At 47.0% G+C, this 25,158-nt stretch carries 18 protein-coding genes; 2 read left to right on the top strand and 16 right to left on the bottom strand.

Annotated features, from left to right (window positions below):
• Nucleotide 1: 1 nt before the first annotated feature.
• From BUB94_RS00225 to BUB94_RS00210, 4 genes are read right to left on the bottom strand one after another with little or no spacing between them, the layout of a single operon-like run.
• Nucleotides 2–865, bottom strand: coding sequence for a glycosyltransferase family 2 protein (locus tag BUB94_RS00225; protein WP_073157527.1), 864 nt, complete (start codon nucleotides 863–865; stop codon nucleotides 2–4).
• The gene (locus BUB94_RS00220; RefSeq protein WP_073233276.1) at nucleotides 858–2,210 is read right to left on the bottom strand and encodes an O-antigen ligase family protein; all 1,353 of its coding nucleotides are present in this window, start codon (nucleotides 2,208–2,210) and stop codon (nucleotides 858–860) included. Before BUB94_RS00220 ends, BUB94_RS00225 begins: the two co-directional genes overlap by 8 nt.
• A gap of 3 nt (nucleotides 2,211–2,213) precedes the next feature.
• Nucleotides 2,214–3,269 carry a glycosyltransferase gene (locus tag BUB94_RS00215; protein ID WP_073157532.1) on the bottom strand — a complete coding sequence of 352 codons (1,056 nt, stop codon included), beginning with the start codon at nucleotides 3,267–3,269 and terminating at the stop codon, nucleotides 2,214–2,216.
• Nucleotides 3,266–5,020 (bottom strand): heparinase II/III family protein, encoded by a 1,755-nt coding sequence (locus BUB94_RS00210; RefSeq protein ID WP_073233274.1) that lies wholly within the window; start codon nucleotides 5,018–5,020, stop codon nucleotides 3,266–3,268. The genes BUB94_RS00215 and BUB94_RS00210 overlap by 4 nt, the downstream gene beginning before the upstream one ends.
• 250 nt (nucleotides 5,021–5,270) lie before the next feature.
• Here BUB94_RS00210 and BUB94_RS00205 point away from each other — a divergent pair, with 250 nt between their 5' ends.
• Nucleotides 5,271–7,484, top strand: coding sequence for a CotH kinase family protein (locus BUB94_RS00205; protein ID WP_073233272.1), 2,214 nt, complete (start codon nucleotides 5,271–5,273; stop codon nucleotides 7,482–7,484).
• 33 nt (nucleotides 7,485–7,517) lie between these two features.
• Here the strand turns inward: BUB94_RS00205 and BUB94_RS00200 are convergent, their stop codons facing one another.
• From BUB94_RS00200 to BUB94_RS00145, 12 genes are all read right to left on the bottom strand, one after another.
• Entirely contained in the window at nucleotides 7,518–8,717 is a 1,200-nt protein-coding gene (locus BUB94_RS00200; protein ID WP_073233270.1) for a glycosyltransferase family 4 protein, read from the bottom strand.
• Between the two features lie 6 nt (nucleotides 8,718–8,723).
• A complete protein-coding gene (locus BUB94_RS00195; protein ID WP_073157544.1) occupies nucleotides 8,724–10,037 on the bottom strand; it encodes a nucleotide sugar dehydrogenase in 1,314 nt (437 codons plus the stop codon).
• Nucleotides 10,038–10,052: 15 nt separating this feature from the next.
• Nucleotides 10,053–11,423 carry a nucleotide sugar dehydrogenase gene (locus BUB94_RS00190; protein ID WP_073157546.1) on the bottom strand — a complete coding sequence of 457 codons (1,371 nt, stop codon included), beginning with the start codon at nucleotides 11,421–11,423 and terminating at the stop codon, nucleotides 10,053–10,055.
• 44 nt (nucleotides 11,424–11,467) lie between these two features.
• On the bottom strand, nucleotides 11,468–14,272 hold the full coding sequence (locus BUB94_RS00185) for a CotH kinase family protein (RefSeq protein ID WP_249506299.1): 2,805 nt from the start codon (nucleotides 14,270–14,272) through the stop codon (nucleotides 11,468–11,470).
• An 89-nt stretch (nucleotides 14,273–14,361) separates the two neighbouring features.
• On the bottom strand, nucleotides 14,362–15,207 hold the full coding sequence (locus BUB94_RS00180; protein WP_073233266.1) for an EamA family transporter: 846 nt from the start codon (nucleotides 15,205–15,207) through the stop codon (nucleotides 14,362–14,364).
• A gap of 201 nt (nucleotides 15,208–15,408) precedes the next feature.
• Entirely contained in the window at nucleotides 15,409–17,736 is a 2,328-nt protein-coding gene (locus tag BUB94_RS00175) for a lytic transglycosylase domain-containing protein (RefSeq protein WP_249506298.1), read from the bottom strand.
• Between the two features lie 49 nt (nucleotides 17,737–17,785).
• Nucleotides 17,786–19,627: a phosphoenolpyruvate--protein phosphotransferase gene (gene ptsP, locus BUB94_RS00170; RefSeq protein WP_073157558.1), complete on the bottom strand. Its 1,842-nt coding sequence runs from the start codon at nucleotides 19,625–19,627 to the stop codon at nucleotides 17,786–17,788.
• Nucleotides 19,599–19,871, bottom strand: coding sequence for an HPr family phosphocarrier protein (locus BUB94_RS00165; protein ID WP_073157561.1), 273 nt, complete (start codon nucleotides 19,869–19,871; stop codon nucleotides 19,599–19,601). Before BUB94_RS00165 ends, ptsP begins: the two co-directional genes overlap by 29 nt.
• Before the next feature lie 7 nt (nucleotides 19,872–19,878).
• Nucleotides 19,879–20,799, bottom strand: coding sequence for an MlaD family protein (locus BUB94_RS00160; RefSeq protein WP_073157563.1), 921 nt, complete (start codon nucleotides 20,797–20,799; stop codon nucleotides 19,879–19,881).
• Between the two features lie 19 nt (nucleotides 20,800–20,818).
• Nucleotides 20,819–21,484, bottom strand: coding sequence for a TrmH family RNA methyltransferase (locus BUB94_RS00155; protein ID WP_249269426.1), 666 nt, complete (start codon nucleotides 21,482–21,484; stop codon nucleotides 20,819–20,821).
• Nucleotides 21,481–22,533: a hypothetical protein gene (locus tag BUB94_RS00150; protein WP_139260075.1), complete on the bottom strand. Its 1,053-nt coding sequence runs from the start codon at nucleotides 22,531–22,533 to the stop codon at nucleotides 21,481–21,483. The genes BUB94_RS00155 and BUB94_RS00150 overlap by 4 nt, the downstream gene beginning before the upstream one ends.
• A 32-nt stretch (nucleotides 22,534–22,565) precedes the next feature.
• A complete protein-coding gene (locus BUB94_RS00145; RefSeq protein ID WP_073233698.1) occupies nucleotides 22,566–24,125 on the bottom strand; it encodes a M16 family metallopeptidase in 1,560 nt (519 codons plus the stop codon).
• 69 nt (nucleotides 24,126–24,194) lie between these two features.
• On the opposite strand from BUB94_RS00145, the gene BUB94_RS00140 reads away from it, so the two are divergent.
• Nucleotides 24,195–25,148 (top strand): glutamate--tRNA ligase family protein, encoded by a 954-nt coding sequence (locus tag BUB94_RS00140; RefSeq protein ID WP_073233260.1) that lies wholly within the window; start codon nucleotides 24,195–24,197, stop codon nucleotides 25,146–25,148.
• Nucleotides 25,149–25,158 lie beyond the last annotated feature (10 nt).

The following is a 25,158-nucleotide window of genomic DNA, read 5'->3' as shown; positions in this document are numbered from 1 at the left end:
CTCAAAAAAGATGAAGAACTTTCGTGGGAATATATTCAACAAAGAAACGGATAACACCGTAATAGAAAGCCTTAGCCTTCATTCCTGCACGCTGGTGACGTCGGAATGCGTCTTTTACCAAAGTTGCATGATAGGCCCAATTTTCCTTGAAGCTCAGTTCATCGTAGAGGGACTGATGCTTATTCCGGATGTATGAAGTATTTTCTGACCAGTTCAGCACGTTATTAGAAACGCGAGCCTTGACATTCACCTCATCTAGACAAACCACAAGGGCTTCCGGCACAAAATGAAATTCAGCCACCTGTGCCAAACGGATGCACAGTTCATACTCCTGCCAAAAAGTCAAACGTTCATCAAAATTTCCAACTTTTTCAAGCAAATTTCTAGGGAAGAAAAGGCATGAAGTGGAAGTCACGTAAGTGGTACGGATTAGGCGAGACAAGTTCCCAGAAAATTTCTGTGGAGGAATGACGGTATGAAGAGTTTCACCTTCACTTGAAACTTTTTTGAAAGTTCTTCCACAAAAAATGACGGAGCCCGGATGTTGATCGTGGAGAGCTAACTGTTTTTCAAGCTTATTAGGAAGCCACTCATCATCATCATCAAGAAATGCAATAAACTTGCCTGTGGCCCGAGCAATACCCTGATTACGGGCATAATTTCCACCTCGTGAATCCTTGGCATCAATGCGAACGTAAACGATGCGAGGATCTACGGCATAAATTTTCTGGGTATCATCAGTAGAGGCGTCATCCACAACGATACATTCCAAATCCCCCGTGGTCTGCGACAGGGCGCTCTGAATTGCCTTTTCTAAAAGTTGACAACGATTTTTTGTCGTAATGACAACAGAAAACTTATTCACTTACAGCCTCCTCTTCAGTAATCTTCTGAGATTCACCGCTTAAACTTTCTTCCCGCATTTCGTCATCTTCTTCAACACGGCATGCGCCCATACAATACCCCATCAGCATGTAGGCAAATACATTATTGCCGCCAATCTCACCAGACATACAGGCAGACACAAAAAAGACTACCGTAACCAGCATACCTCCCTGTCCATAGTCAAAACGTCGTCGTCTAAAGAAATAGAAGAACGCGAACAGGAACAGCAGAAAATAGGATGAGATTCCACAAAGGCCGTAGTCAATGAGTTGGAAGAAAATCACCGATTCCAGGCCACCAATTTCCTTATCGGTAACGCGGTCATTATAGGCGTCGCGCTCCATCACCGTCTTACTTGTATAACGAACCCCATTCCCATAAATGGGACTGTTCATGAAATGAACATAAGAAAACAGAAGTTGTTCCTGTCTCATCGATATGGAACTACCTTGTCCCTCGACAGAAAATTCTTCAACAAATTTTTGTGCAAAATTTGCCACTGCAAACGCAAGCACAACAACGGCAAGGAACTTAATCTTAACATTGACCTTACCTAAGAAGAACAGCAGCAAACCAAGTAAAGAACAAGCAAGAGCCGTTCTTGATCCGGAAAGGCACACTAACAGGAACAGGGCACCCCATACAAACCACACCTTGTTGCGAGGCCACGGAATTCTTTTCATGCAACAGGTAAACATCATCAAGGCACAGCTCATCATACAGCCAAACGCAGAGGGATGAATCGTCGTCACGAATATTCTGTTTCGATAGCTTCTTGAAGCAGAAACGGCACTGTTCAAATCATAAAAGCCATCATAATTCGGGAACGCCTTACAAATCAGGGGGAAGATATAATTCGTACGCAGCACAAACTCGATTACACCCAGCACACATATGACAGCTACAGGATAGAACCACTTTTCCTCAATCTTTATTTCCTTAAAATACAAGCCACCCATATAGGCAACAATAAGGTAGGCATAGCTCTCCATGAAATAGCGGAATGCATTATAAAGGCCCTTCGAACCGTCCCCATTCAATACAGCAGTTCCTGCGAGAGACATCATCAACAAAAACAGAGGGATACGCAAGGGATGTTTGATGACACCATCAACCAGAGCAGAGCTATTCCTTAAAACAGCCAAGCCAAAGAAACCGTAGAGGAAAGCCTGTTGGGGAGAAATCTGAGGGCTTTGGGTAAAGCTGACGCATTGCGGAAAAAGGATAACGCTTGCAAGAATCCAAGGATAACTCTGATTCTTATTCCCAAGAATCATCATTGCAAACAAAGCAAAGAACGCCAGCAGAACCGCAACACTAATCATATTTTAACTCAACAAATCCTGGTAGCCTCTTTCCAAGCAGCCCTTCACAACATCACCTGTAAAATGAGTGCTGGCACGTTCCCAACCCGCCTTTCCCATCTTCAGTCGCAAGGCCTTATCATTAACGATAGTCTCCAAAGCCTTCGTCAGGGCAAGAATGTCTCCGGGTTCACAAAGAATTCCGCAAACTCCATCTTCAACCACTTCTGCAGTTCCACCAACGAAGGTCGAAATCACAGGCAAACCAAAGCCGAGTGCTTCAACCAAACTCATACTAAAGCGTTCTGCATAGGAAGGAAGCACAAGCAAATCATACTTGGGCAACTGTCTGATATAATCCCCATGTTTCATCCAGGGCGACACGCTGATCAGACTTGATTTCGAGGACTTTTCAACACATTCACGAACCTTGTCCACTTCACCATCGCCAAAAAGGAACAACTCCACAGGCACAGAAAAAGAAGACTTATCAAAGGCTTCAATCAAATCATACACGCCCTTACGATTTCCGAATCTTCCTGAAAAAATCACCTTCACAGGATTTTCATGCAAAGAAAGATCCTCCGGAGCACCGGCAATACTTTCGCCAGGATTCGGGATTACCACGAAATTTTCGGAAGAAGGAGACACCGATCTAACAATATCCTTCATTTCCGAAGAGAGAATGAAAATCTTTTCGGAATGAACGAAATAATCCTTCAACATTAGCTTTACAATTGAAGGCGCTCCATTGCAGAATTTATCAAACAGGCTTCCGTGAATGTGACAAACGTACTTTCGACCGCGAAGACGGAGGCAGCGGCTAATCAAATATTTGCGAAAGAAACTTCCATAACTAGAAGTGTGAATCTGAAAGAAATCAAACTGGCTCGGCGGGCAAATAAGAAGACGCAAGCAAAGCAAAAAAAGAACCGGAAGAGACTTCACAAAGGAGCCATTGTAGCTAGCAATAAAATTGCCCTCAGGCAATTTAAAAAGCTTCTTATAACTCACAAGAACAGAACTGATTCCACCCTGAACATAAAGAGCCGGCCCAATATGACAAATTTTTTCAATCATGAAAGCACCTTAATCTTCGTTTCAAAACTTGAATTTCCAGAACACTTCTTTTGTGCGTACAGCACCTTGCAAGGGACCTTTTCCCCAAAGTGTTCAGAATACCACCCCATCACAGGAGATTCTTCGCCAGACACAATACGATATTCCAGCGACGGATCCGTAGTGATTTGCACCTGACGAGCCCCGGCAACAGAGATTACAAAGACGCCCTTGGAAGTTTCAACCACCTGCGCACAAGGACTTAAATGGAAGGGTATTTCCGCATCATGAGATCCGTCAGACTTTAAAGAGTCCGTGATTATAAATTCTTCCTGGTCCCGCAAGAATTCGACCTTTCGAGAATGACAGACGCCAAGCTTATCATAACCACTGTGGGTTGCAACAACAGAATCATTTTCAACCTGCAAGGCTCTGCACTTAAAATGATTCAACCACATGGTAGGTCCGGCCTGAGTGGCCTGATCCATAAAATCAACGCGGACTGTATTATGGGCAACAGTTCCCATAAAGTATTTACGCCAAACCTTGTGAGTATGATAAGTAAACGTACCCGAATCCACAACAACAGGAAAACCGTCCACATGCAAGATAATGCTCAATGCATCGGCATGACCATGTGCAGCGATACTCAAGAAGCCCAAAGGAGCAGCATCAAAATGGAGAAATGTTTCCCTTCCTCCAGCCATCTTTCTAAAAATGTAATGACCGCTTTCTGTCAGGAACACATTCTTGTCAGGATTATCGCCGTCGGCGTTCAAAGCGTCAAAAGCAGCCTTTCCCTGATTGTCAAAAATCAATTGGTTCTTATCATCCCAACTCAAATCGGAACGTTTTAGGGAAGCATCAGCAAAATAGGTTGCAAAAGATGTCAGCAGCGATCTAAAGTTATTGAAATGACCACCAGCATCAGGACGCAACAGGAATCCATCATCCCCATCTCCATACATGGGATAATTGTAGTTCACATCCAGCATGGCATTCAAGTAACGAGCCATCTGATGAAGGCGTTCCTTATACGACGACGACAACGGACACCCCGCCTCATCTCCCATCACGGAGGCAAGCAAAAAGAAGTCATCAATAAATTGGATGTACTCGGCAGCCTCTTCTCGATTTACGCCATCGGACACATTCTGCAAGAGAATTTCTCTTTCAAGTCCTGCCTTGGCATAAGCACGATATTTTTCACGTTTTGGAAAATCCCAGCAACATGACGCAATAAAGAGGCCAGCATATTCTGCAACAAGGTGATTATTCGCAGACGAATACAGCGACGGATGCTTCCTTGAAAATTCAATATGCTGGTTCACGAGGGGAAGCCATACTTCACGGACAAATCGTCCGAAGTTTTCGTCAGACTTACAAAGATTTTCAGCATCCAACAACTTCCAGCAATACGCCCAGTTAATTAGACGGATGTTTACCTCGATATTGCTGTACCAGTTTACCCCCCGCAAATAGGGATTCGAATCCATCCACGATGAAACATGATAGACAAATAGATCTAGTAAATCACGATTTCCCGATTCCTTAAAAAGTTTTGCAATACACGTCAGGAACAGCATGCGGTTAACTTCCCACACATGCTTGGCGCTGCCAAATTCATCGGAACGAATATTAATCTTATGGGCAAACGTTTCAGGGAACGATCTTCCCGACGAAAGATCACGATGCCAGTCTATCGGCTTATAAATATCAACAGCCGATTCAAAGATAGGATACATCAAGTGAGCATTTTCATCAGCAACCAAACGGGGCGGAACTTTCCCCTCTAAATTGCATTTTGCAACGTTTCGTTTAAACAGACGTTTATCAAGAACATGCGTGCGGAATCGCTGACCTACACGATAAAAAACCTCTTCGGGAGAAAAGGTCTTAATGCGTTGAATATACCATACTAATGACATTCTCTTTCAAAGATAGAAAAATAGAACAAGTCGACTAAAAATGGAATAAATAAAAAAACTTGAAAAAAGCCAATTTCCTTATTACATTATACAGATGATGATTGAATTAAAAAACACACTTTCCACAATATCGACAATGCTATTGACGGCATTTATTCTTTCATCGATATCCAACTGTGCAATATTTGCCTCAGACGAGGAAGACTCCTCCGAGGAACAGCGTTTACAGGATCGGGCTCACATTTCCATATCAGAAATTCAAATTCAAAATTTAGATTTTAAAGACGATGCAGGTCAATTACCTAGTTGGATCGAACTATACAACTCAAAAGATTCAACCGTCAGCCTCAAAAACGTCTACTTGACAGATAACATAGCGGAACCCGACAAATGGAAATTTTCCAGCGAGGAAATTCCAGCCAAATCATACAAAATCGTCTTCTGCGATCAAAAAGATTCAAATTTTCATACAAACTGGAATCTAGGCAAAAAGGGCGGCAGTATATATCTGCTAAATTCCAGATTTGACGTATTGGATTCAGTCACCTACCCTCAGTTGACAAACGGAATCAGTTACGGGAAAAACAATGACGGGATCTGGGGATACTTCTCAAAAGCCACCCCAGAAAACGCAAACGTAGATTCAAACTGGTATTCGGAAATAGCCAAAACCATAAATCTAAATACAAAATCCGGATTCTACAAAGATCCTTTTATCCTGCAGGCACCGACGCCATCCGACAAGGAAACCATCCGCTGCACACAGGACGGATCTATTCCCAGCAAAAATTCCCCCATTTTCAGTAAGAATCTCCTCATCGAAAAAAACACCATCTTGCGTTGCGCCGGTTTTAAAAACGGAGCACTTACCATAAACACGACAACCAGATCCTACTTTGTCGGCGAAAAAATAAAGATGCCAGTAATCTCCGTTAGCGTAGACCCCATCTTTTTCAAGGAATCCTACTATTACGACAATCACTCATGTTCTGACCCCAACGCGGATGCCGGATATCTCAATGAAACGGAATACCCCGTCCACGTCGAATATTTCGCAAAAGGAAGTTCATCCAAGAAAGTCAGTTTTGAAATTGATGCAGGAATTTCCATTGCAGGAGGCTGCACCCGATACTACCCAAAGAAATCCGTCAACATCAAAATGAGAAAAGTCTATCAAGACGGCAAACTCACCTACACGCTTTTCGACACTCGCCCCAACAACAATAAATTCAAATCTTTCCGTCTTAGAAATCTCGGCAATCGATTCTACAAGGATTATGTAGGAGACGCCGCATTCACAAGCCTTCTGGAAGGGACAACCATAGATTACCAGCGTTCACACCCCGTAGTAGTTTTCTATAACGGCGAATACTACGGAATCCACAACATACGCGAAATATTAAACGCTGATTATATAGAGACCAACTACGGAATCAACTCAAAAACCGTAACCGTCGTAGAACATCACCGCGAAAATTTCAGCGGAGAATCAATTAAAAAATACGTTGATTTCATCAGGTACATCGCCAATTCCGATTTTTCAAGGCAAGACGAATACGACACCCTGCAAACAAAATTGGACATAATAAACTTCACGAACTACATGGCTTTTGAAATTTACAGCCTCAACGACGATTGGCCAACAAATAACGTTCGTGCCTGGAAATCAGATTCCACACGTTGGAAATACATGGCATTCGACATAGATCATGGTTTTAACCTTGATTCCCATGAATGGCAAAAAAGCAACCAGAACATATTCGACTGGATCCGAGACCGTTCAACCCCATGGTCATTTGCCAAGGTTTACACTCAACTCATTCAAAATGATGACTTCAAGAGAGCCTTCATCAATCATTCCGCCATTCTGTTTAGTCACTATCTAACCGCCGAAAAAGTTTCCAATGCTGTTAAGACGATTCTAGCCCAAATTGACTCCGACGAAATGGACCGTGACATGGAACGATTCCCTCGCTCCGTTTCTAAAGACGGCGAGGACATCATAAAATGGGCCGTAGAACGCGACAAATCCGTCATAGAAGATTACAGAAAAGAATTCAACCTAGGCAAGACCACACCTGTTTCTTTCGAAGCCAAGGGAGCCGGCTACATAACCATCGACGGAATGCGGCTTCCAGAAAATCATTCAAAAACATTTAGTGGAACATTCTTTAGAGGAAACAAACTCCTAATAGAGGCCATCCCCGAAAGCGGACACAACTTTACCCAATGGGACGACGGCGTTACAGAAAATCCGCGCCTAGTTTCCCCAGAAAAGAAGTCTTCCTATACAGCAAACTTTAAATAAAAAAAGCCCTCAAAGTGAGGGCTAATTTTACTGTTAAACCTTCAGCAGCTTCTTATAGGCCCCGATCAGCTTCGGGCGTTCATATTCCCAGCTTAACTCGCTTTCGACACGCTTGCGGCCAAAGCGGCCCATTTCTGCAGCCTTTTCGGGATTTTCAAGCAACCAGAGAATCTTTTCTGCAAAATCTTCCGTGCTAGTATTCTCTGCATAAAGAGAAGCTTCCTGAGCGCTGAACTTACCTTCCTTCAAGGTGAACTGCACAATCGGCTTTCCAAACGCCATGTACTCCATAATTTTATTCATGGTAGACTTGTCGTTCATTTCAGAGGGCAGGTCCGGATTCACACACACATCCGCAGTATTCAACACATCGGCCAGATACTCGTCCGACACGCGACCCGGGAATTCCACATAATCAGAAAGACCCATGGACTGATTCATCTGACGGAGTTCTTCAAGAGAAGGACCGCCGCCCATAATGCAGAAACGGATATCCTTGCGACCTTTCTTATTTACGATGTAGTCGACAGACTGGAGCAGCAGATCAATACCTTCCTGCTTTCCCATAACGCCAATATAACCAACGAGATGCTTAAAGCCCTGCTTCACTTCAGGCTTGGCCGGGCCCACTTTCAGTTTCTGGATATTGGGACCGCTACGGACAACCGTCACATCTTCTTCCCGCTTTTTACCACGACGGATGGCAATTTCCTTGTAGGATTCATTAGTGACGATAGCGTGTTTAGCAAAATGGTACGTCAAACGTTCTACCAGGAGCATAGCCTGGTAACCCAAGCCCTTCTTACCGAACTTGGCAATCCACAGTTCCGGATTGATGTCATGATGATCAAAGAGGAACTTGCAGCGGGTCAATGCATAAAACGGGAATGCCGCAATGAAAATCAAGTCAGGAGGATTGCAGGCATGGATTACATCCTGCACGCCCTGCTTCCGGAACACCTTCAAGAGCAGTCTAAATTCATGAAAGAGAGCACAGAAATATTCCTTGAAATAATCCAAGGTTCTGTTTGCTTCAGGAAGCGGATGACGATAAATCTTGATACCGTCAAGTTCTTCGTACGCCAAGGGATACTTCTTTGTCTGGGGACAAATCACAGTAACTTCGGCACCAGCATCATGAAGCGACGTTGCTTCCTGCCAGACGCGCCTATCAAAAGGAACCGGCAAGTTTTCAACAACGATACAGACTTTCTTTCCGCACAACTCAGACATAAAATACTACCAGCAGAAGCCCTCATAATTGGGCAAGCATTCTACAGAAGAATCCTTCACACGGTCCAGATCGAAGAAACGTACGTTCGTGTACTTACGGATCATCGCAGGAATATCGGGATTACGCACGGTCACAATCACCAGGGAACTGCACTTCACCACATCCTCGGTGCAGCCCTTCAAAAGGGGCAGCAAATGAGGAATTCGAGAATTCAAATCCTTAAGGTTCGTTTCTTTTTCCAGAGCCAGGTTCAGGAATCTGTCAAAGATACGGACATTGTAACCGGACTTCATCAGAGCCTCGACCATACGAGTCGAAGCAGAATTTCTCAAATCGTCAGTGCCGGCCTTAAAGGTCAATCCAATAACGCCCACATCCTTGCATCCAGAATTCTTGACCAGTTCAACAACTCTATCGATGTGAGCATCGTTACTCTTTTCAATGGAGTCAAGGACAGGTACACTGACATCATTATTTTCAGCAAGGAACTTCAAACCCTTAAGATCCTTAGGCAAGCAAGAGCCACCATAGGCAAAACCGGGCTTGAAATAGTACGGAGAGATATTCAGCTGAGTATCCTTGCAGAACAAGTTCATCACCTGATGGCTATCGATTCCCAGAGACTTACAAATTGCGCCAACCTCGTTACCGAATGTCACCTTGAGGGCATGGTAAGAGTTATTGACAAACTTGATAATCTCAGCAACCTTTTCGGGAACTTCGGCAATTTCACTGCCAAGAGGTTCATACAAGGTACGCAAGGTCTTAACCGCAATCTCGTTCTGAGATCCAATAACGGTAATGGGAGGATTCAGGAAGTCCTTTACTGCAGTCCCTTCACGCAGAAATTCCGGATTGGAAACAACAGCAAAATCCATATTGACCTGCTTGCCGGAAATTTCAGCGATACGTTCTGAAATCATAGCGTTAGTTCCAGGAGGAACCGTACTACGGATAATGACAATATGGAACGAGTCCTTCTTCTTGAGTGCAGAGCCAATACTTTCTGCAGCGGTTATCAAATAAGAAACATCCAGATGTCCATCAGGTGCATTGGGAGTTCCAACGCACAGGAAAGACAAATCCGTATTCAAGACAGCCTCTTCGACAGACTCGGTTGCAGAAATCAACCCAGCCTTGAAGCCTTCTTCCATCAATTCATCAATGTCTCTTTCGACAATGGTCGGAAGACCCTTGGAAACACGGGAAACCTTGTTTGCATCAACATCGCAGCCCACCATCTTGTTGCCCAGTTTCGCCAAGCATGCAATGCCGACGCAACCCACATACCCAAGCCCAAAGACACTAATTGCTGCCATAAAAAATAATCCTTTTTACTCCGCCTTACCCTTACCGATACTCGTCACTTCGAAACCAATCTTGCGAAGAGCATCTGCATCCAAAATATTACGGCCATCAAACACGAAGGCAGGCTTAGCCATGGAACTGTAAATACGGTTCCAATCCAGTTCAGCAAAGCACTTCCATTCAGTGCAGACCACCACCGCATGTGCGCCCTCGGCGGCCTTATACGGATCTTCGTTAAATTCAACCTGATCCAGTACATCCTTCAGGTCACGCTTTGCATCGGGAATAGCCTTCGGATCAGTTACAACCGGCAGTGCATGTTCAGAAAGGAGGTCGCGAACAACCAGGTTTGCGGGACTTTCACGAGTATCACCCGTATTTGCCTTAAAGGCGAAACCGAAGACAGCAATCTTCTTTCCGGCGATGGTGTTGAACATGGTTTCCAGCATACGGTCCACCACGCGATGGGTCTGCCATTCGTTAATCTTTACCACGCTTTCCCAATAGGCAGCCACTTCAGGCAGTCCATAGTAACCGCAAAGGTAAACCAGGTTCAAGATGTCTTTCTTGAAGCAGGAGCCACCGAAACCGATAGAAGCCTTCAGGAACTTAGGACCGATACGCTTGTCCTTGCCCATGACAAAGGCAACTTCATCCACGTCGGCACCGGTACGTTCGCACAGGGCGCTAATGGAGTTGATGGAGCTAATACGCTGAGCCAGGAAGGCGTTTGCAGTAAGTTTTGTCAGTTCAGAGCTCCACAGGTTCGTGGTCAGGATGCGATCACGGGGAACCCAGTGGGCATAGACATCGACCAGCTTCTGGCAAGCGGCCAAGCCGGATTCAGTCTGGTGACTACCGATAAGAACACGGTCCGGTTCAAACAGATCCTGGATGGCGGTACCTTCAGCCAAGAATTCCGGATTAGACAGAACTTCGAAGTGGAGTCCCTTATCATTGGAATTCAGGATGCGTTCCATTGCGGCGGCAGTACGAACCGGCAAAGTGGACTTTTCCACGATAATTTTGCCTTCATCGGCAATTTCAAGAATATTTCGAGCGGTTTTTTCCCAGTACTGGAGGTCAGAAGCCTTTCCGGCGCCATGACCGAACGTCTTGGTCGGAGTATTCACAGACACAAAGATGATGTCCGCTTCCTTAATTGCAGCCGGAATATCGGTACTAAAGAAAAGATTACGGCCACGGGCACGCTTAACGACGTCATCCAGTCCCGGTTCAAAAATCGGGAGGTTTTCGCTATTCCAGGCATCAATGCGGGCCTGGTTAATATCAACGACAGTAACTTTTACATCAGGACACTTGTCGGCAATAACGGTCATGGTGGGACCACCGACGTAGCCCGCACCAATGCAAAGAATCTTTGTAGTAAAACTCATAATACCCTAAATTTAGAAAAAAAACGTTTTGGACACCCAAAGTGCTACCTAAAAGTGGCTGTTAGGGAGGTTATTTCCTCGGGGAGAATTGTTCGGGTAGCGTCCATGACACCATCAGCCCAGCCAGCCCACACACCACCTGACACCGGAGCAGCGGTAAGAGTCACGGGAGTGCCGGCAAAGAACTTGACAGTCATAGAGTTACGATCCAAGGACAACCCATGGACAAGGATGGTTCCATGCCCCTCCACAGATAGGGAAACCTCCGCCACCTCGCCCAGACCGAAGAATTCCTGCAGTTCCGTCACGATTACGGCCTGACGGGTTTTGGCAAAACTCTTAATCTTATCAAATTGACTACTCATGTAAGAGGATTTATGGTTCCAACGATCCTGATCCCTGGAAATTTCCGACTCAATTTCACCCATCATGGACTCGATTCGAGCAAGAATCCTACTGGACTCAAAATTCATGGAAAGGAGAGTTGTCATACGATTTATGAACGCAATTTTAAACGTCTGATTTTTAAGGAGCGTCCTTAAAAGGAACGTAGATTCCGGTCCGTTGGGCCAAGATTTGCCCTCCTCCGTAGTAGTAAAGTCAAAAATATTGCTTTGATCCGTGGAACTGCCACCAAAACCAAAGTCAGTATCGTAAATGAACCATTTCCATTTTGTTGCGGGATTTTCACAGCGCCACTTCTTAAGATTGTTGGCAGGCCAGTCCCTATTATTTGCAAAAATTTCCGTCTGCATGTAATTCATCAAGTTGTCTACATCAATCTGTTCCGAAACATAGGCATAATTTTCATCCAAAGACAAATCATGATCTTCCATCCAGGACATCAAATCGGTGTAGCCAATAGCGGACCCAGCCGATGCGGCATTATCCGCCTTCAGCAAGTCAATTTCATCGGGGTCGTATCCATAATGGGTTTCGAAATAATATTCCGTAGAGCGTTCACGGATGTTGTGAATACCGTAGTACTCGCCATTGTAATAGACGATTGCGCCACGCCCTCTCTGATAGTCAACGCCAAGCCCTTCTGAAATAGAACTGGCCAAACGATCTCGAATATAGTCGTTGTTAAAATTGCTACCATTATTCCTTAACAGGAAAACTTTAAACTTAGTTAAATCCGGGAAATCAGGGAACAAGGGATAGTTCAATCTTTTGTCGCCATACTTTTCTCGGAATGTAATTGCCACGGATTTTTTTTCATTCTGACGACTGTAGTTTCCGAAAATTTTCAGCCCGGCGTTCTTGGCAAAAGCAGGAGCGCCCTGCCCCACTTCAAGTAGTTCAACAAAAACAGGAACTTCCTTGTCTTCCCAATAGTTGGCACCGTAGTGAGGTTCCGCATGTTCGGCATTGGGACCTTCCATGTAGATTCCCGTATCAGGGTCAAACAGGGAATTGGGATCGCTAGTTATAAAGACCGTCGGAACACCGGGCGTCGTTTCAAAAAGGTAAGTTCGGTTCAAGACTTCTCCAGGGAGGGCGCCCGGAATAAAGCTGGCGCAGCGAACTACAGCGGAGTTGTCCACCTTCAACGCCAAAACCAGTTGGCTATTCTCCGTAGGAACGGCTCCACCAAATTCACAGCGCACCATACTTTCCTTCGGGAACGACACTACAAACTCATCCTGGTAAAAACCTGACGGAGGCAAATCAGTCAAAGTATCCAAAGCAGGCGACCTTTCCGAAACCACATCGGAAACTGTCACACCATAAGGCGTCGCATCGGCAAAGCCCCAGCGGCCATCACCCAAAGACCAGGTCTTTTCAACAGGCAGTTTGGGGTACGCCACAGAGTCCATAATTTCCAACGCATTTTTCATCAAGTATAGCGAACCACCTTCGTTCTTGATTTTGAAGGACGTATGAGGTTCATGCCCTCTGTTTCGCGCGATGTAAGAGAAGGCCTTCACGGTCACTTCCTGCTTTTCCTGACTTTCCGGGCTCATCCTAGTTCCATAAATGATGGACAAGTCAGGGTACGTCTTCCCCGTAGGAAGCAAGGCGCGATACACCGTAGAAGAATCCCCCGTTCCCGTAAAGACCAATTCGTAACCTTTCCAGTCATCAAGTCCCGTTTGACCCAAACGGAAGGACACCTTTCGATCCCTGGTGATAAAGGCATGAAGCAAAATCTCATTGGTAGCCGAAATGTCCAGCACATCATTTTCGCCGCTACTCCTCGTCCCCACAAAGGACGAAATGGAAGACCAGCCCAGTTTCTCATTTTCGCCTAGACGCATCCGGGCGCCAAACATCCGTCCATTATTTTCCGTAAAGCACAATTTTTTCTGTCCGTCTAACGGTTCAGAATAGCTTTCTCCCGGGGGATCATTCTGGGCATCTGTCCAACTCCAGCAACCCGTTCCAATCAAGCTGATTGAATCATGAGGAGCAACAAAATCAGGCAAATTTTTCCCGGATAGATAAACCAGCATGAAGGAATCCGGCTGTAGAACCACATCTCCAAAAATCCATTTTTCAGGCTTGTCCAGTGAATTGGTCAAAGCCATTCCCTTTAGATTCACCGGTTCGCTGGAAGAATTATACAGTTCAACCCAACCGGCATCACCACCCTCATGATCATCATAGACCGTATTGATGGGATCCACTTCTGTAAAAATAATCGGGCCGCCCACATAGGAAAACTTCGGGGGTTCCGTAACCGTAGAATCTTCCGATGACGAGCTCATTTCAGATTCAACAACCTGAACACTTTTGGTTTCACCACTCTCGCTGGAACACGCTACAAACACCAAGGTCAGCATTAACACCCAGAATTCAATTACCAAAGAATTTAGGCAAATTTTTTTATAGTCTAACATAAGCATACCCGATTCAAATATATACAGAAATGCCCGCCTAAGGGCGGGACTTGCAATCTATATCACACAAGGGCAAACAGATCTTTCACGAATCATTAGGCCTTTTCGCCTTTCTTTAAACGAGGGCGACGAACCACGAACAGGGCCGCTCCCGTAAGAACAAGCGCAACAGAAATCATCTTTCCAAGAGGGAATGCCTCGCTAAAGACCAAGGCTCCCGCAATCGTAGGAACAGCAGCACCGACAGCAGCGCTGAACGGGATAATAAACAGGGCTCTGCCCCGAGAAAAAGAAACTTGGGAATACAAGAAGGCAATGCCGTAAGTGACAATATAACCCAAAGTTCTAAAGTCTAGAAGAAGGGCTCCCACGGAAGAAAGAGTCACATTGTCAAGGTCAAAATCCATGGCGAGGCTCTTATAGAATGCAGCCGAAATTCCAAAACCCACACCCATAATCAGGGAATCCACCATTTCGCGATCCTTAACCCAAAGGTGAGCAACAAGGGTAGCACCGCAAACGACCCCGGCATAAGCCCACAACATAGAAACATCCTGTACGCTGGTCGCTTCGCCAAGGGATTCTACAGAATAAAGAAGGCCTACCACCACAAAGCAGATCGCTACAACAATACGGCGAGTCAGAACTTCTTTCAGAATAACAAAACCCATCAATGCCGTCAAAACCGGATTCAGCACCATCATAGGCTGCACCTGACTCAAGTCATAGCGTGCCATGGCTATGTAATAACCAATAGTCGCAAGGCCGGAACAGCTGATGCCCAACCACCAAAAGCCATTACTCAGGACGCCTTTCAGAAACTGCCAAGGATTAGACACACCACCAGTACGTTTGCCCACGGTGGAAACACCCGATTTTTCAAGGATATTTCCGCAGGCAAAAAGAAACGCGGGGCCAATGGTCAAAAGAAGAAAAAGCATGGGGAGTTAATAGTGAAGAGTGATGAGTGATGAGATTCCTTGAGTGTCATTCCGAGCGAAACGAAGTGGAGTCGAGGAATCTAGCGGTTTAGATATCAATTACGAATTATGAGTTAATAAGCTAGGAGCCTTCGGCGCGATTATTTACCTCAAAGGAGCCCCAGGCTCCGCCCTCATACCTCGTACCTGTCGCCTCGCGTCTTACAGTTCGTCGTAAATTTCCTGATAGATCCAGTAATTGCCCATGACGCGCTTTACGTAGTCGCGGGTTTCCCAATAGCTCACATCTTCAGCACGGACATCCCAAGGGAGGCCCTGGCCTGCAGCCTGCCAACGTTTGGTGGGCTTGGGACCTGCATTGTAATTGCCCAGGACATACATATAGTCATCGTTATACTCAGCCTTCAGATCCACAAGGTAACGGATGCCCAGACGGATGTTCATATAGGCATTGTACAACTGCTTCGGATCGAAGTTCTCGATATTTTCCAACTTTGCCAGGGTCTTTCCTGTAGCGGGCATAATCTGCAGCAAGCCGCAGGCGCCAACAGGAGAAGCAATTTCAAAGTTGAAAATGGATTCCTGACGCATAACGCTATACACGAAGAAGGGGTCGATGCGATCACCGGAATGGAACTTCACCTGATCGCGATAAGGAATGGGGAACAGGTAATGCAGGACGGCAATGGGCGGAGCCATAAGACGGCGACGGTCCATATTGTTCTGGAACTGACGAGCCAGACGGTAACCGGCAGCAGTTTCGCCCACTTCATAGAACAGCTGACCATATTCATAAAGGAAGTCCAGACGCTTAGCATTCTTCTTGCGAGCTTCATCGTAAAGAGCGAATGCCTGATCCGTAAAGCCATAATGGAACAAGGTCTTTATGCGGTTATAACGTTCCGGGCTATAAGTAGCGTCAGGCTTGCCCAGCTTTTGAGAGTCACGAATCCAGGCCAAAGTCTGTTCGGGCGACATGGGAATACCATGGGCATAGGGAACGTCCTTCGCATCCATCAGCTTGTATTCCACCAGCTTCATGCGACTACGATGAGCGTAGTAGGCCAGCGGGAAATCGCGGATACAATCTAGGTAGGCTTCGCGGGCCAGGGAATCCTTGCCCAATTTCATGTAGGCATCCCCCAGGAACATGCGGGCGCCACTTCCACTCCAGAGGAACTGATCCTTGGTCGCATCGGTGAAAGCATCGATAGCTTCCTGCCACTTTTCCTGCTTGAAGTAGACAAAGCCAATGCGGAACTTGGCCCACTGACGCTTAACATTATTTTTGAAACGCTTGTGAGAAAGCTCGCGGTAGCAAACTACGGCGCTATCATACTTCTGATTCTGCTCGTATTCAAAGCCACGAACCCACAAATTGTTGGCGTTTTCCTTGCTGTACTTGCTTACGTCGGCCAGCAGGGAATCGAACATCTTAATTTCGCGGGCATACTTGCTAGAGTTGTTGCGAAGCAGACGCAGGGTAGACTGAATCCACAGAGGACGCATTTCCACAGAATCCAGCAAGAATCGGAACTGCTTAATGGACTCATCTTCCCGCTTCAAGCCGCGAAGAGCGACAGCGCGTTTTTCCCAAAGGTTAATTCGAGTATCCATGTCCAGGCTGCTCACAGGCAACTTGCTCTGGATAGAATCTTCAGGAAGAGCCACCGCAGATTCCGGAGACTTAGCAAGCAAGGCCGCATCAAGAATCTGAATGGAATCCAGCAAGGTCAGGCAGCTAGCAGCCTCATCCTTGGCGCAGGCCATCTTGGCATAGGCCACCTTCTCCGACAAGCTTTCCGGAGCGCCCTGAACCTTACGCAGGCGACGAATGGCCGAGAAAGCAGAATCCTTATAAGAAGTAGAACTTGTCAACAACTGCATGTAGACGCGTTTCGCATTCTTCAGCTGCTTGAACTGTTCCAGATACTTGGCATAACGATACTTAAGGGCAGAAGCATCGTCAGACTTAGGATACTTATCAATAAAGGCCTTGATGGAATCTGCATGGGCACGATCACTCAAAGTAGAATCGGCCATGGCGGCCTCGATACGGAGGCGGCTTGCCTGACGGTCCCAGGAGGCATCCTTTTCCATGGCCTTGTTCTTCTGGAGGGTTTCGCGCATCTGCTTGAAGTCACCCTGCTGGAACTTAGCCTTGGCCATACGGAGAACGACGGCACCATCCAAGGCCGTATCACGGCCCATCAATTTGCTGTAAGCGTCAAAAGCACTATCCCACTGTTCCTTATAGAAGAACTGGGCCGCATTGGCAAAGTCACGAACATCCCTAGGCTGGGATTCGTCCAGGCTCAAGGCGCGGGCACGATCATATCGAACCACCATGTCCTGGAATCGATTTGGGGGAATCTGTTCAAGTTCTGCATACGGATTTACAGGTTCCACAGGCATAGAAGCCACAAGGCTGTCAGTTGCCTGAAAGGGCTGCGGAACGGCATTATCTATAATAGGTTTATTCTGAACAGAATCCGTCTGGACGGAGTCAACCTGAGCATATGCGCCCACTGCACACATGCTTATTATTGCAACAAAAACACCAAATTTCACTTTTCTCTTACTTCTTGCTGTTATCGGCCTGGCCCACCACACTAAGCACGCCCAGGTCTCTAATAGCCTGCGCATACTTCTTGTGAAGATAGGCGTTTACGCTTTCGGCATCGTCCATCTGAAGCACGGTCAGAGCCGTTTCCCTGACATCTTCAAAGTTGATGGATCGAATAATCTTCTTCGTAGACATGACGTTCCATGGAGTCATGGAAAGTTCATCAATTCCAAGGCCAACCAGCAGCAAGACGCTCATGGGGTCAGCACTCATTTCACCGCAAACCGCCACAGGAATACCTTCACGATGGGCGGCCTTGACAGTTTCATAAATCATGCTAAGCACCGCCGGATGGTGCGGCTGGAACATGTCTGTAATAAGTTCGTTGGTACGGTCCACAGCGAGGGTGAACTGAATCAAGTCGTTTGTACCAATGCTGAAGAAATCCACTTCCTTGGCAAGCTTGTCAACAATCATGACAGCGGCAGGCACTTCAATCATCACGCCCACCTTCACCTTGGCACACTTCTTACCTTCGGCTTCAAGTTCATCACGGCAGCGTTTGATGCATGCCTTTGCACGGCGAAGTTCCGTCATGCCAGAAATCATGGGCAGTAAAAGTCTCAGGTTGCCCTTGGTATTTGCCAGGAGCAAGGCCTTCAGCTGGGTACAGAAAATATCTTCGCGATCGAGGCACACACGAATGGAGCGCCAGCCCATAAAGGGGTTAGACTCACTCACTGCATTAATGCCACTAACCAGTTTATCACCACCAGCATCCAGAGTACGGATCGTCACTGGGCACGGAGACATTGTCTCGAGAATATAGCGATAGGCATCGCGTTGTTCATCCTGCGTGGGAGCATCCTTGCGCAGGAACAAAAATTCAGAACGATAAAGGCCAATACCCGTCGCACCGAAATCCGTTACTTTATCTGCTTCACCCGGAATTTCGATATTGGCGTGGAGGGTAATATACTTACCATCACGGGTCATAGGTTCCAGCTGTCGCATGGTAAACAGTTCGCGACGCTGGCGTTCAAAGACTTCCTGCCTTTCGCGGAAATCCTTAATGTCTTCTTCGTTGGGGTTTACGACAACCTTGCCGCTAGAGCCATCAACAATGACGACGTCCCCAGCCTTGATAATGGCGGCTGCGTTACGCAAACCAGAGACTAGGGGAATCTGGAGAGAGCGTGCAAGAATGGCCACATGGCTAGTACGGCCACCGGTATCCATGGCGAGACCGCTCACCTGCCCCGGCTTAATGGACATCAACAGGCTAGGCAGAAGTTCATGGCCAACCAGGACAACGCCTTCTTCATGAGCCACATCCTCCAGCACAGGTCCGGAGTCTTCCATGGCGGCCATCAGACGATTATACAAATCCCTAAGGTCAGCCGCCTTGTCTCTCATGGCCGCAGAATCAATAGATTCAAAGCGGTCAATGTAAGCCCCAAGAACCACATGCACAGCCCAGCGTGCATTCTTACGGTCCTTGCGAATCTTATCGATAATACCATTTACCAACCCGGGGTCCTGAAGAATCATCAGGTGGGTTGCAAAAATCAGGCTATCCTTCATGCCTGCGCGGCTTTCGGATATTTCCTTGATCTGGGCGATTTCCTTGGCAGTCTTGCTAACAGCCTTCAAGAAAAGCTGTTCTTCGTCTGCCAGTCGACTTTCAGGAAGAGTTTCCTCTACTACAGAAATTTCTCGGTTCGAAACCGGGAAAACCCGGCCCATAGCGAAGCCGGGAGAAGCGGGAACGCCGGTCAGTACAGTGCGTCGCAACGAACCGTGAACCGGATTCAAGCCATCATTCTTAGCAGGGTTCTTCGTTGAAGTGGTCATTGAACAAACCTTCCAGCAAGGAAGCTACATTCTCTTCATCTTCACCATCGATTTCGAACTTTACTTCGGAACCAGCGGGAATAGCAAGCATCATCACGTTCAGGATGCTCTTGGCGTTTGCCTTGGCCCCTTCAAAAACGATGGAGATGTCGCTCTTAGCCTGGCCGGTAATATCAACAATCATACCGGCGGGACGCGCGTGAATACCCAACTTGTTTGTGACCACTAATGTCTTAACTATCATTTTTTCCTCAGAAAATATCCACGTTGACGTCCAGACCGTCCTGCAGAATAATACGGAACAGGCTATCAGCCGAATGAACCGTCTTCACGATGTCGTCATGCAGGGCTCTGTCGTTCAACAAAATACCGGCGGTGTTGTCCTTGGATTCCAATTTAGTCTGGACTCTTCCAACCAAATCATCTAGGTGCTTGGTCACACCTTCCAGTTCGCCAATCAAATTATTTGCGTTACCCATCACCTTATCGGTACTTGCAAACATATTGTCAATGGGAGACTTTACACCATCAATAAGGCCATTCACCTTTTCCGTCACCTGGTTCAAGCCTTCCAGACTCTTCTTCAGCTGGGGATCGGTGGTATTCAGCATAAGCATCAGACGGTCTTCCAGCTTTTCAGCCTTAACAAGCAGGGTCTTGAAACGATCCTGGAATTCCGGATTGACGATAGTCTGGTTCAGAGCCTTCTTTACAGATTCCAGAAGGACCTTGGTACTATCGCAAACTTCACCGGCAAGGCCGATGGCTTCTGCAATACCGGCGTCGAACTGACCCGAAATGGTATCACCCGGGACGAAGTAGCTTGTGGAATCGCCGAGAATCATACCGATCTGACGTTCACCCATGATACCGATATTCTGCACTCTGATTTCGGAATCCTTGGGAATCTTCACGTCGGTACGAAGTCGGATCGTCACCACCACGCGGTGTCCAGAAAGTTCGATATTCTCGACCTTACCTAGACGAACACCGTTCACCTTCACAGGGTCATCCAGCACAAGGGTACTGACCTGGGTAAAACGCAGGTAGTAAGTGTTGAATGTTTCGCGAGGATCCTTTTCGTTCAGGAAAAATACGCCAAATACAAGAATAATGAGCGCCAGTATTACAACCAGGCCCACAGAAAAATACAGTGCAGAATACTTTTTCATTTGGCTTTTAATCTAGTTATTATTCTTCGATACGTTTGATAGGACTATTATTTTCAATGCCATTTACATGGCGATCCAGCCAATCATACAGCAAAGCGTCGCGTTCTGCCTTGGGGAGCAGGAACTTTTCGCGGCCTTCCTTCTGCATGTATACATCCAGATAGGTCATCAGCACGCCACCAGCCACAGAAACATTCATGGATTCGGTAATGCCATACTGAGGCAGCTTGAATTCATAGTCGGCATGGGCCAGGGTGTCCGGGTGGTTACCATGGAACTCGCTGCCCAGGTAAAAAGCGGTAGGCTGGCTCAAGTCCAGATCCAGAACGGAGTTGGTAGTATTGGTGCTGGCCACGGCAATCTTATAGCCCTTGGCACGAAGCTTTTCCATGCAGAGCATGCGCTTCTTGTAAAGGTAAAGGCTCATCCACTTGTAGGAACCCTTCAAGATGGACTTGTTCACGCTATAGGCGTTATCTTCTTCGATCACGTGCACATCCTGCAGGCCAAAGACTTCAGCCGTACGGATCACTGCAGAAATGTTATGGGGATCGAACAGATCTTCCAGCACCATGCAGAAATGCCTTGTACGACGGTCAACGACAGAAGTCAACAGTTCCTTTCGACGGTCCGTCACACGGGCCAGCAGGGATTCCAAGCTTTCCTTTTCGATCAAATCACTCATTTTTTTTCCTCTAAAACTTGATTGTCCTTCACTATAATTGGAACTGCGTCCAAATCCTGTTTACGCTGCGCGACGCGTTCCTTCTGAACCTTTTCGAAGTCGCCTAGTTTCCAGGGCGCCCCATTCACCACGCTTTCAAAATCCAGAACATACTGAATATTATCCACTGACTTCAGGGATGCATTTTTCAGCATGGGCTCCTTGTCCCCAGAGAAATACTTGCCGGCAGCCTTCTTCACATCTCCCACAATATGGTCGATCTTTTCATTTACCACTTTCTTGAACACACCCATCTGCATAATGGAATTCAAGACGGAGTTGGCCGGGAACACAATAGCCGTTAATTTGTACTTAAGTTTCGTCCTCGAAACGGGATCCATGTCCAAATAGGCAATTGCAGTACCATGCAGGGACCATTTCAAGACCTTGGCATGTCCGTATCCGAAGAACAAGTTGCGCAAGCCCAGCTTAGTACCGGCACTATCCTGCAAGGCCCAGTAGAATTCTCCAGAAAGGCTGCGGCCATTGCTGCCATTAAAGAACCGACGATTCCGATGAGTATACTCGAGGGTGTAGTTTTCATCCAGGTAAGCGTTAATCAGCTGTGCTGTAAAAGGCATATTGTCAAAGAGGTAGCTGATCACATCTTCATTTAGCGGAAGGGTCCCCTCGTTCACGTAAATCGCACGATACTTGCGTCCTAGGCGAGCGAAAACCTCATGCACCATAGGCTGCTTGGGATCAGGGTTGAAACCACGACTTACAATTTCCTTGTAGGGAGCGCAGAATTCATCGTTGTACTTCACCTTAGGCCATGGTTTCAAGTCTTCTTCGAAACAACCTTCAAAATCCACATTCAGGCAGGCCTTGAGCCCCGAGCAAAGAGAACGAAGGTCATCTTCATTCCCGAGTTTTTTCTTCAGGAATTCATGTTTACCGATTTTCTTCAGGGAATCTGCCGAGATCGCGGTAACAAAAGAAGCCGCAGAATTCGTCGTTCCAGAATCCTGGGCAAACGCCGGCAACGCAAGTCCAAGGACAAGCAGCACAAAACCAGCAATTTTAAAGAAACCGGCTATCACTAGTTACGAAATTCCAGGCTATCCAGGGGGACAACGGTAAAAGGTTTAATCGATTCAAGTTTTGCCACAGGAGCCACAATGGAAACAGTCATCTTGGACCTGTCAAAGTACTTTGCCACCATGGCCTTTACCTGTTCCGGAGTCACAGCGTTGATTTCCTTGACATAATCCAGATAATGGTCAAAGGACTTTCCAAGCAGTTCGCCCTTGGCAAAAATGATTGCCGTAGAAGAAGGGCTGTCAAACAGGCTGGGCAGGCTTTCGATCAGGGACTTCTTGGCCTGGGCTAATTCTTCTTCGGTAGGACCTTCCTTGGCCAGCTTTTCCACTTCTTCAAAAATCAATTTCATGGCAAAGTCCACCGATTCCACCTTGGTCTGCAAGGCGATGGTGGTCATGGCCGTATCGCGATAATCATTACCGACGGAACTATAGACACTGTAGGCAAGACCTTCATCACTGCGGACTCGATTCATAAGACGGCTAGTAAAGCTTCCGCCGCCCAAGATGAAACTGGCCACTGCAGCCGGATAGTAATCCGCATGAGGACGCTTTACAAAAGGCTGGTTCATGGAAATATTGGCCTGGGTAATATCCTTGTCCACCACGTAAATTCCAGGCTTGTTCAGGAAGGTCAGCGGTTCAGGCTTCGGGCGAGCTACCTTGGCAGAATCCACCTTCCAGTTCGCAAAGAATTCCTTTAGGGCAACAATTGCAGAATCCTTATCCACATCGCCAGACAAGGCGAAAATGATTTTCTTCGAAGAGTAGACACCTTCTGCCAGACGCTTCACATCGGCAGGAGTGACAGCCTTGTATTCCTCGGCGTTGGCATCCCAAAGTCTTGCGTTGGGGGCATAATTAACCTTGCTCTTCAAGGCAGACAGAACCTTAGCCGGGGTATCGTATCGACGGTCGTAGGCAGTCACATAGTTAGCCTTTATAATTTCAAGCTGTTCCCCATCAAAGGCGGGAGCCGTAAGAACCTGACGGGCCATATTCATCATGCCCGGAAAATCCTTGGACAGGCAGTTGATATCGAACATGGAGCTGAAAGTTCCAACAGAGGAACTGAGACCAGCACTAATGAATTCCAGGGAATCATCCAGGGCATGGGGAGTTATTCCACCACCGCCACCACGGCGAAGCATGGAACCCACCATGGAACTGGCCGCCTCATCCTTCAAGGAGCTAGGCACATCCGATTCATCAAAGTAGACCGTAAAGTCAACCAAAGGCAGACTTCTATCGCTAACGATATAGCCCACGATTCCCGAGGCGATTTCTACGCGGTAATCCTTGGGATGGGGAGCCACATACTGGAACTCGGGGAACTGAACATCCTTATAGCTCCCGGGAAGTTTTTCTTTTGCAGAAACTTCAACCGTTTCTACCGTTTCAGCCTTTGCAACGTCGGTCGCAACAGCGGATTCCACAGGAACCGTTTCGTCAGCCTTTTGAGTTGCCGGAGCAGAAGCGCAGGCACCAAGGGCAATCGCCAGGGAAGACACGCAAACACCGGCGGCACCATAAAAAAATCTGGAATGTCTATTAGCCATTTGCCCCTCAAGATAGCAAAAGAAACGACCGCCCATTTTTCAGGATTCAGTATTTTATAACTTTGGGCCATGTCAGGAAAAATCCGTTTCGCACCAAGCCCCACCGGCTACCTCCACGAAGGCCATTTGCTTTCGGCACTTTACGTCTGGGCCGCCGCCAAGAAATGGGACCTGCACATCCACCTGCGAATTGAAGATCACGACCAGGGAAGAGCCCGCCAAGCCTACATCGACGGCATCCGCGAAGACCTGGAATGGCTCGGTTTTGAGCACCACAGCGAAAGCATCCAGAGCGAACGTCATCACATCTACCAGGCAGTCCTGGAAGAACTTTCCCAGAAGGACCTAGTGTACCCCTGCACCTGCAGCCGTAAGCAGCTGGAGGCCGAAAATCCCAGAAGCGAAACTGGAGAAATTATCTACCAGGGGAAATGCCGAATTTTAGAAGAGAGACGAGAGGCGTTTGGCCACCTTCAGGTGGGAGACAAGGAACCGGAAAATAATGGGATGGGGCTTGCGCCCCATAGCCTCAGGGTTAGAATTTCTAACAAAATAATAAACTGGAAAGACTATCGTCTCGGAGACTTCAGCGAGAATCCGTCAGAACAATGCGGAGACTTTCCCATCCGGGATCGCGACGGTTTCTGGACTTACCAATTCGCCGTCTGCGTCGATGATTTGCATCAAGGAATAACCCATATCGTTCGAGGCGAAGACATCCGCAATTCCACGGCACGTCAGATTTACCTCTCAGAATTAATCGCCAACGTCTGTGCCGGTTCCACCCGCATACAGATGCCCGCCTACAAGCGCCCCTTCTACCTGCACCATGCCCTAATCGTGGATCCCAACGGCAAGAAGCTTTCCAAACGTGAGCTAGCTCACAGTATTCGGCAAGATAAGGAAGATGGCATAACCCCCGAAGCCCTCATTGGCCGAGTACTTTACAAGGCAGGCTTCCAAAATACCCCCACCCCACAGCCCCTAAATGCGGCAGTTGAACAAATAATCCATACTTTATAAAGTTTACGTA

Source organism: Fibrobacter sp. UWH9, assembly GCF_900129715.1.
Lineage (GTDB): Bacteria > Fibrobacterota > Fibrobacteria > Fibrobacterales > Fibrobacteraceae > Fibrobacter.
Note: the sequence above shows the minus strand (reverse complement) of the source record. Positions and strands in the feature narration are given on the sequence as shown.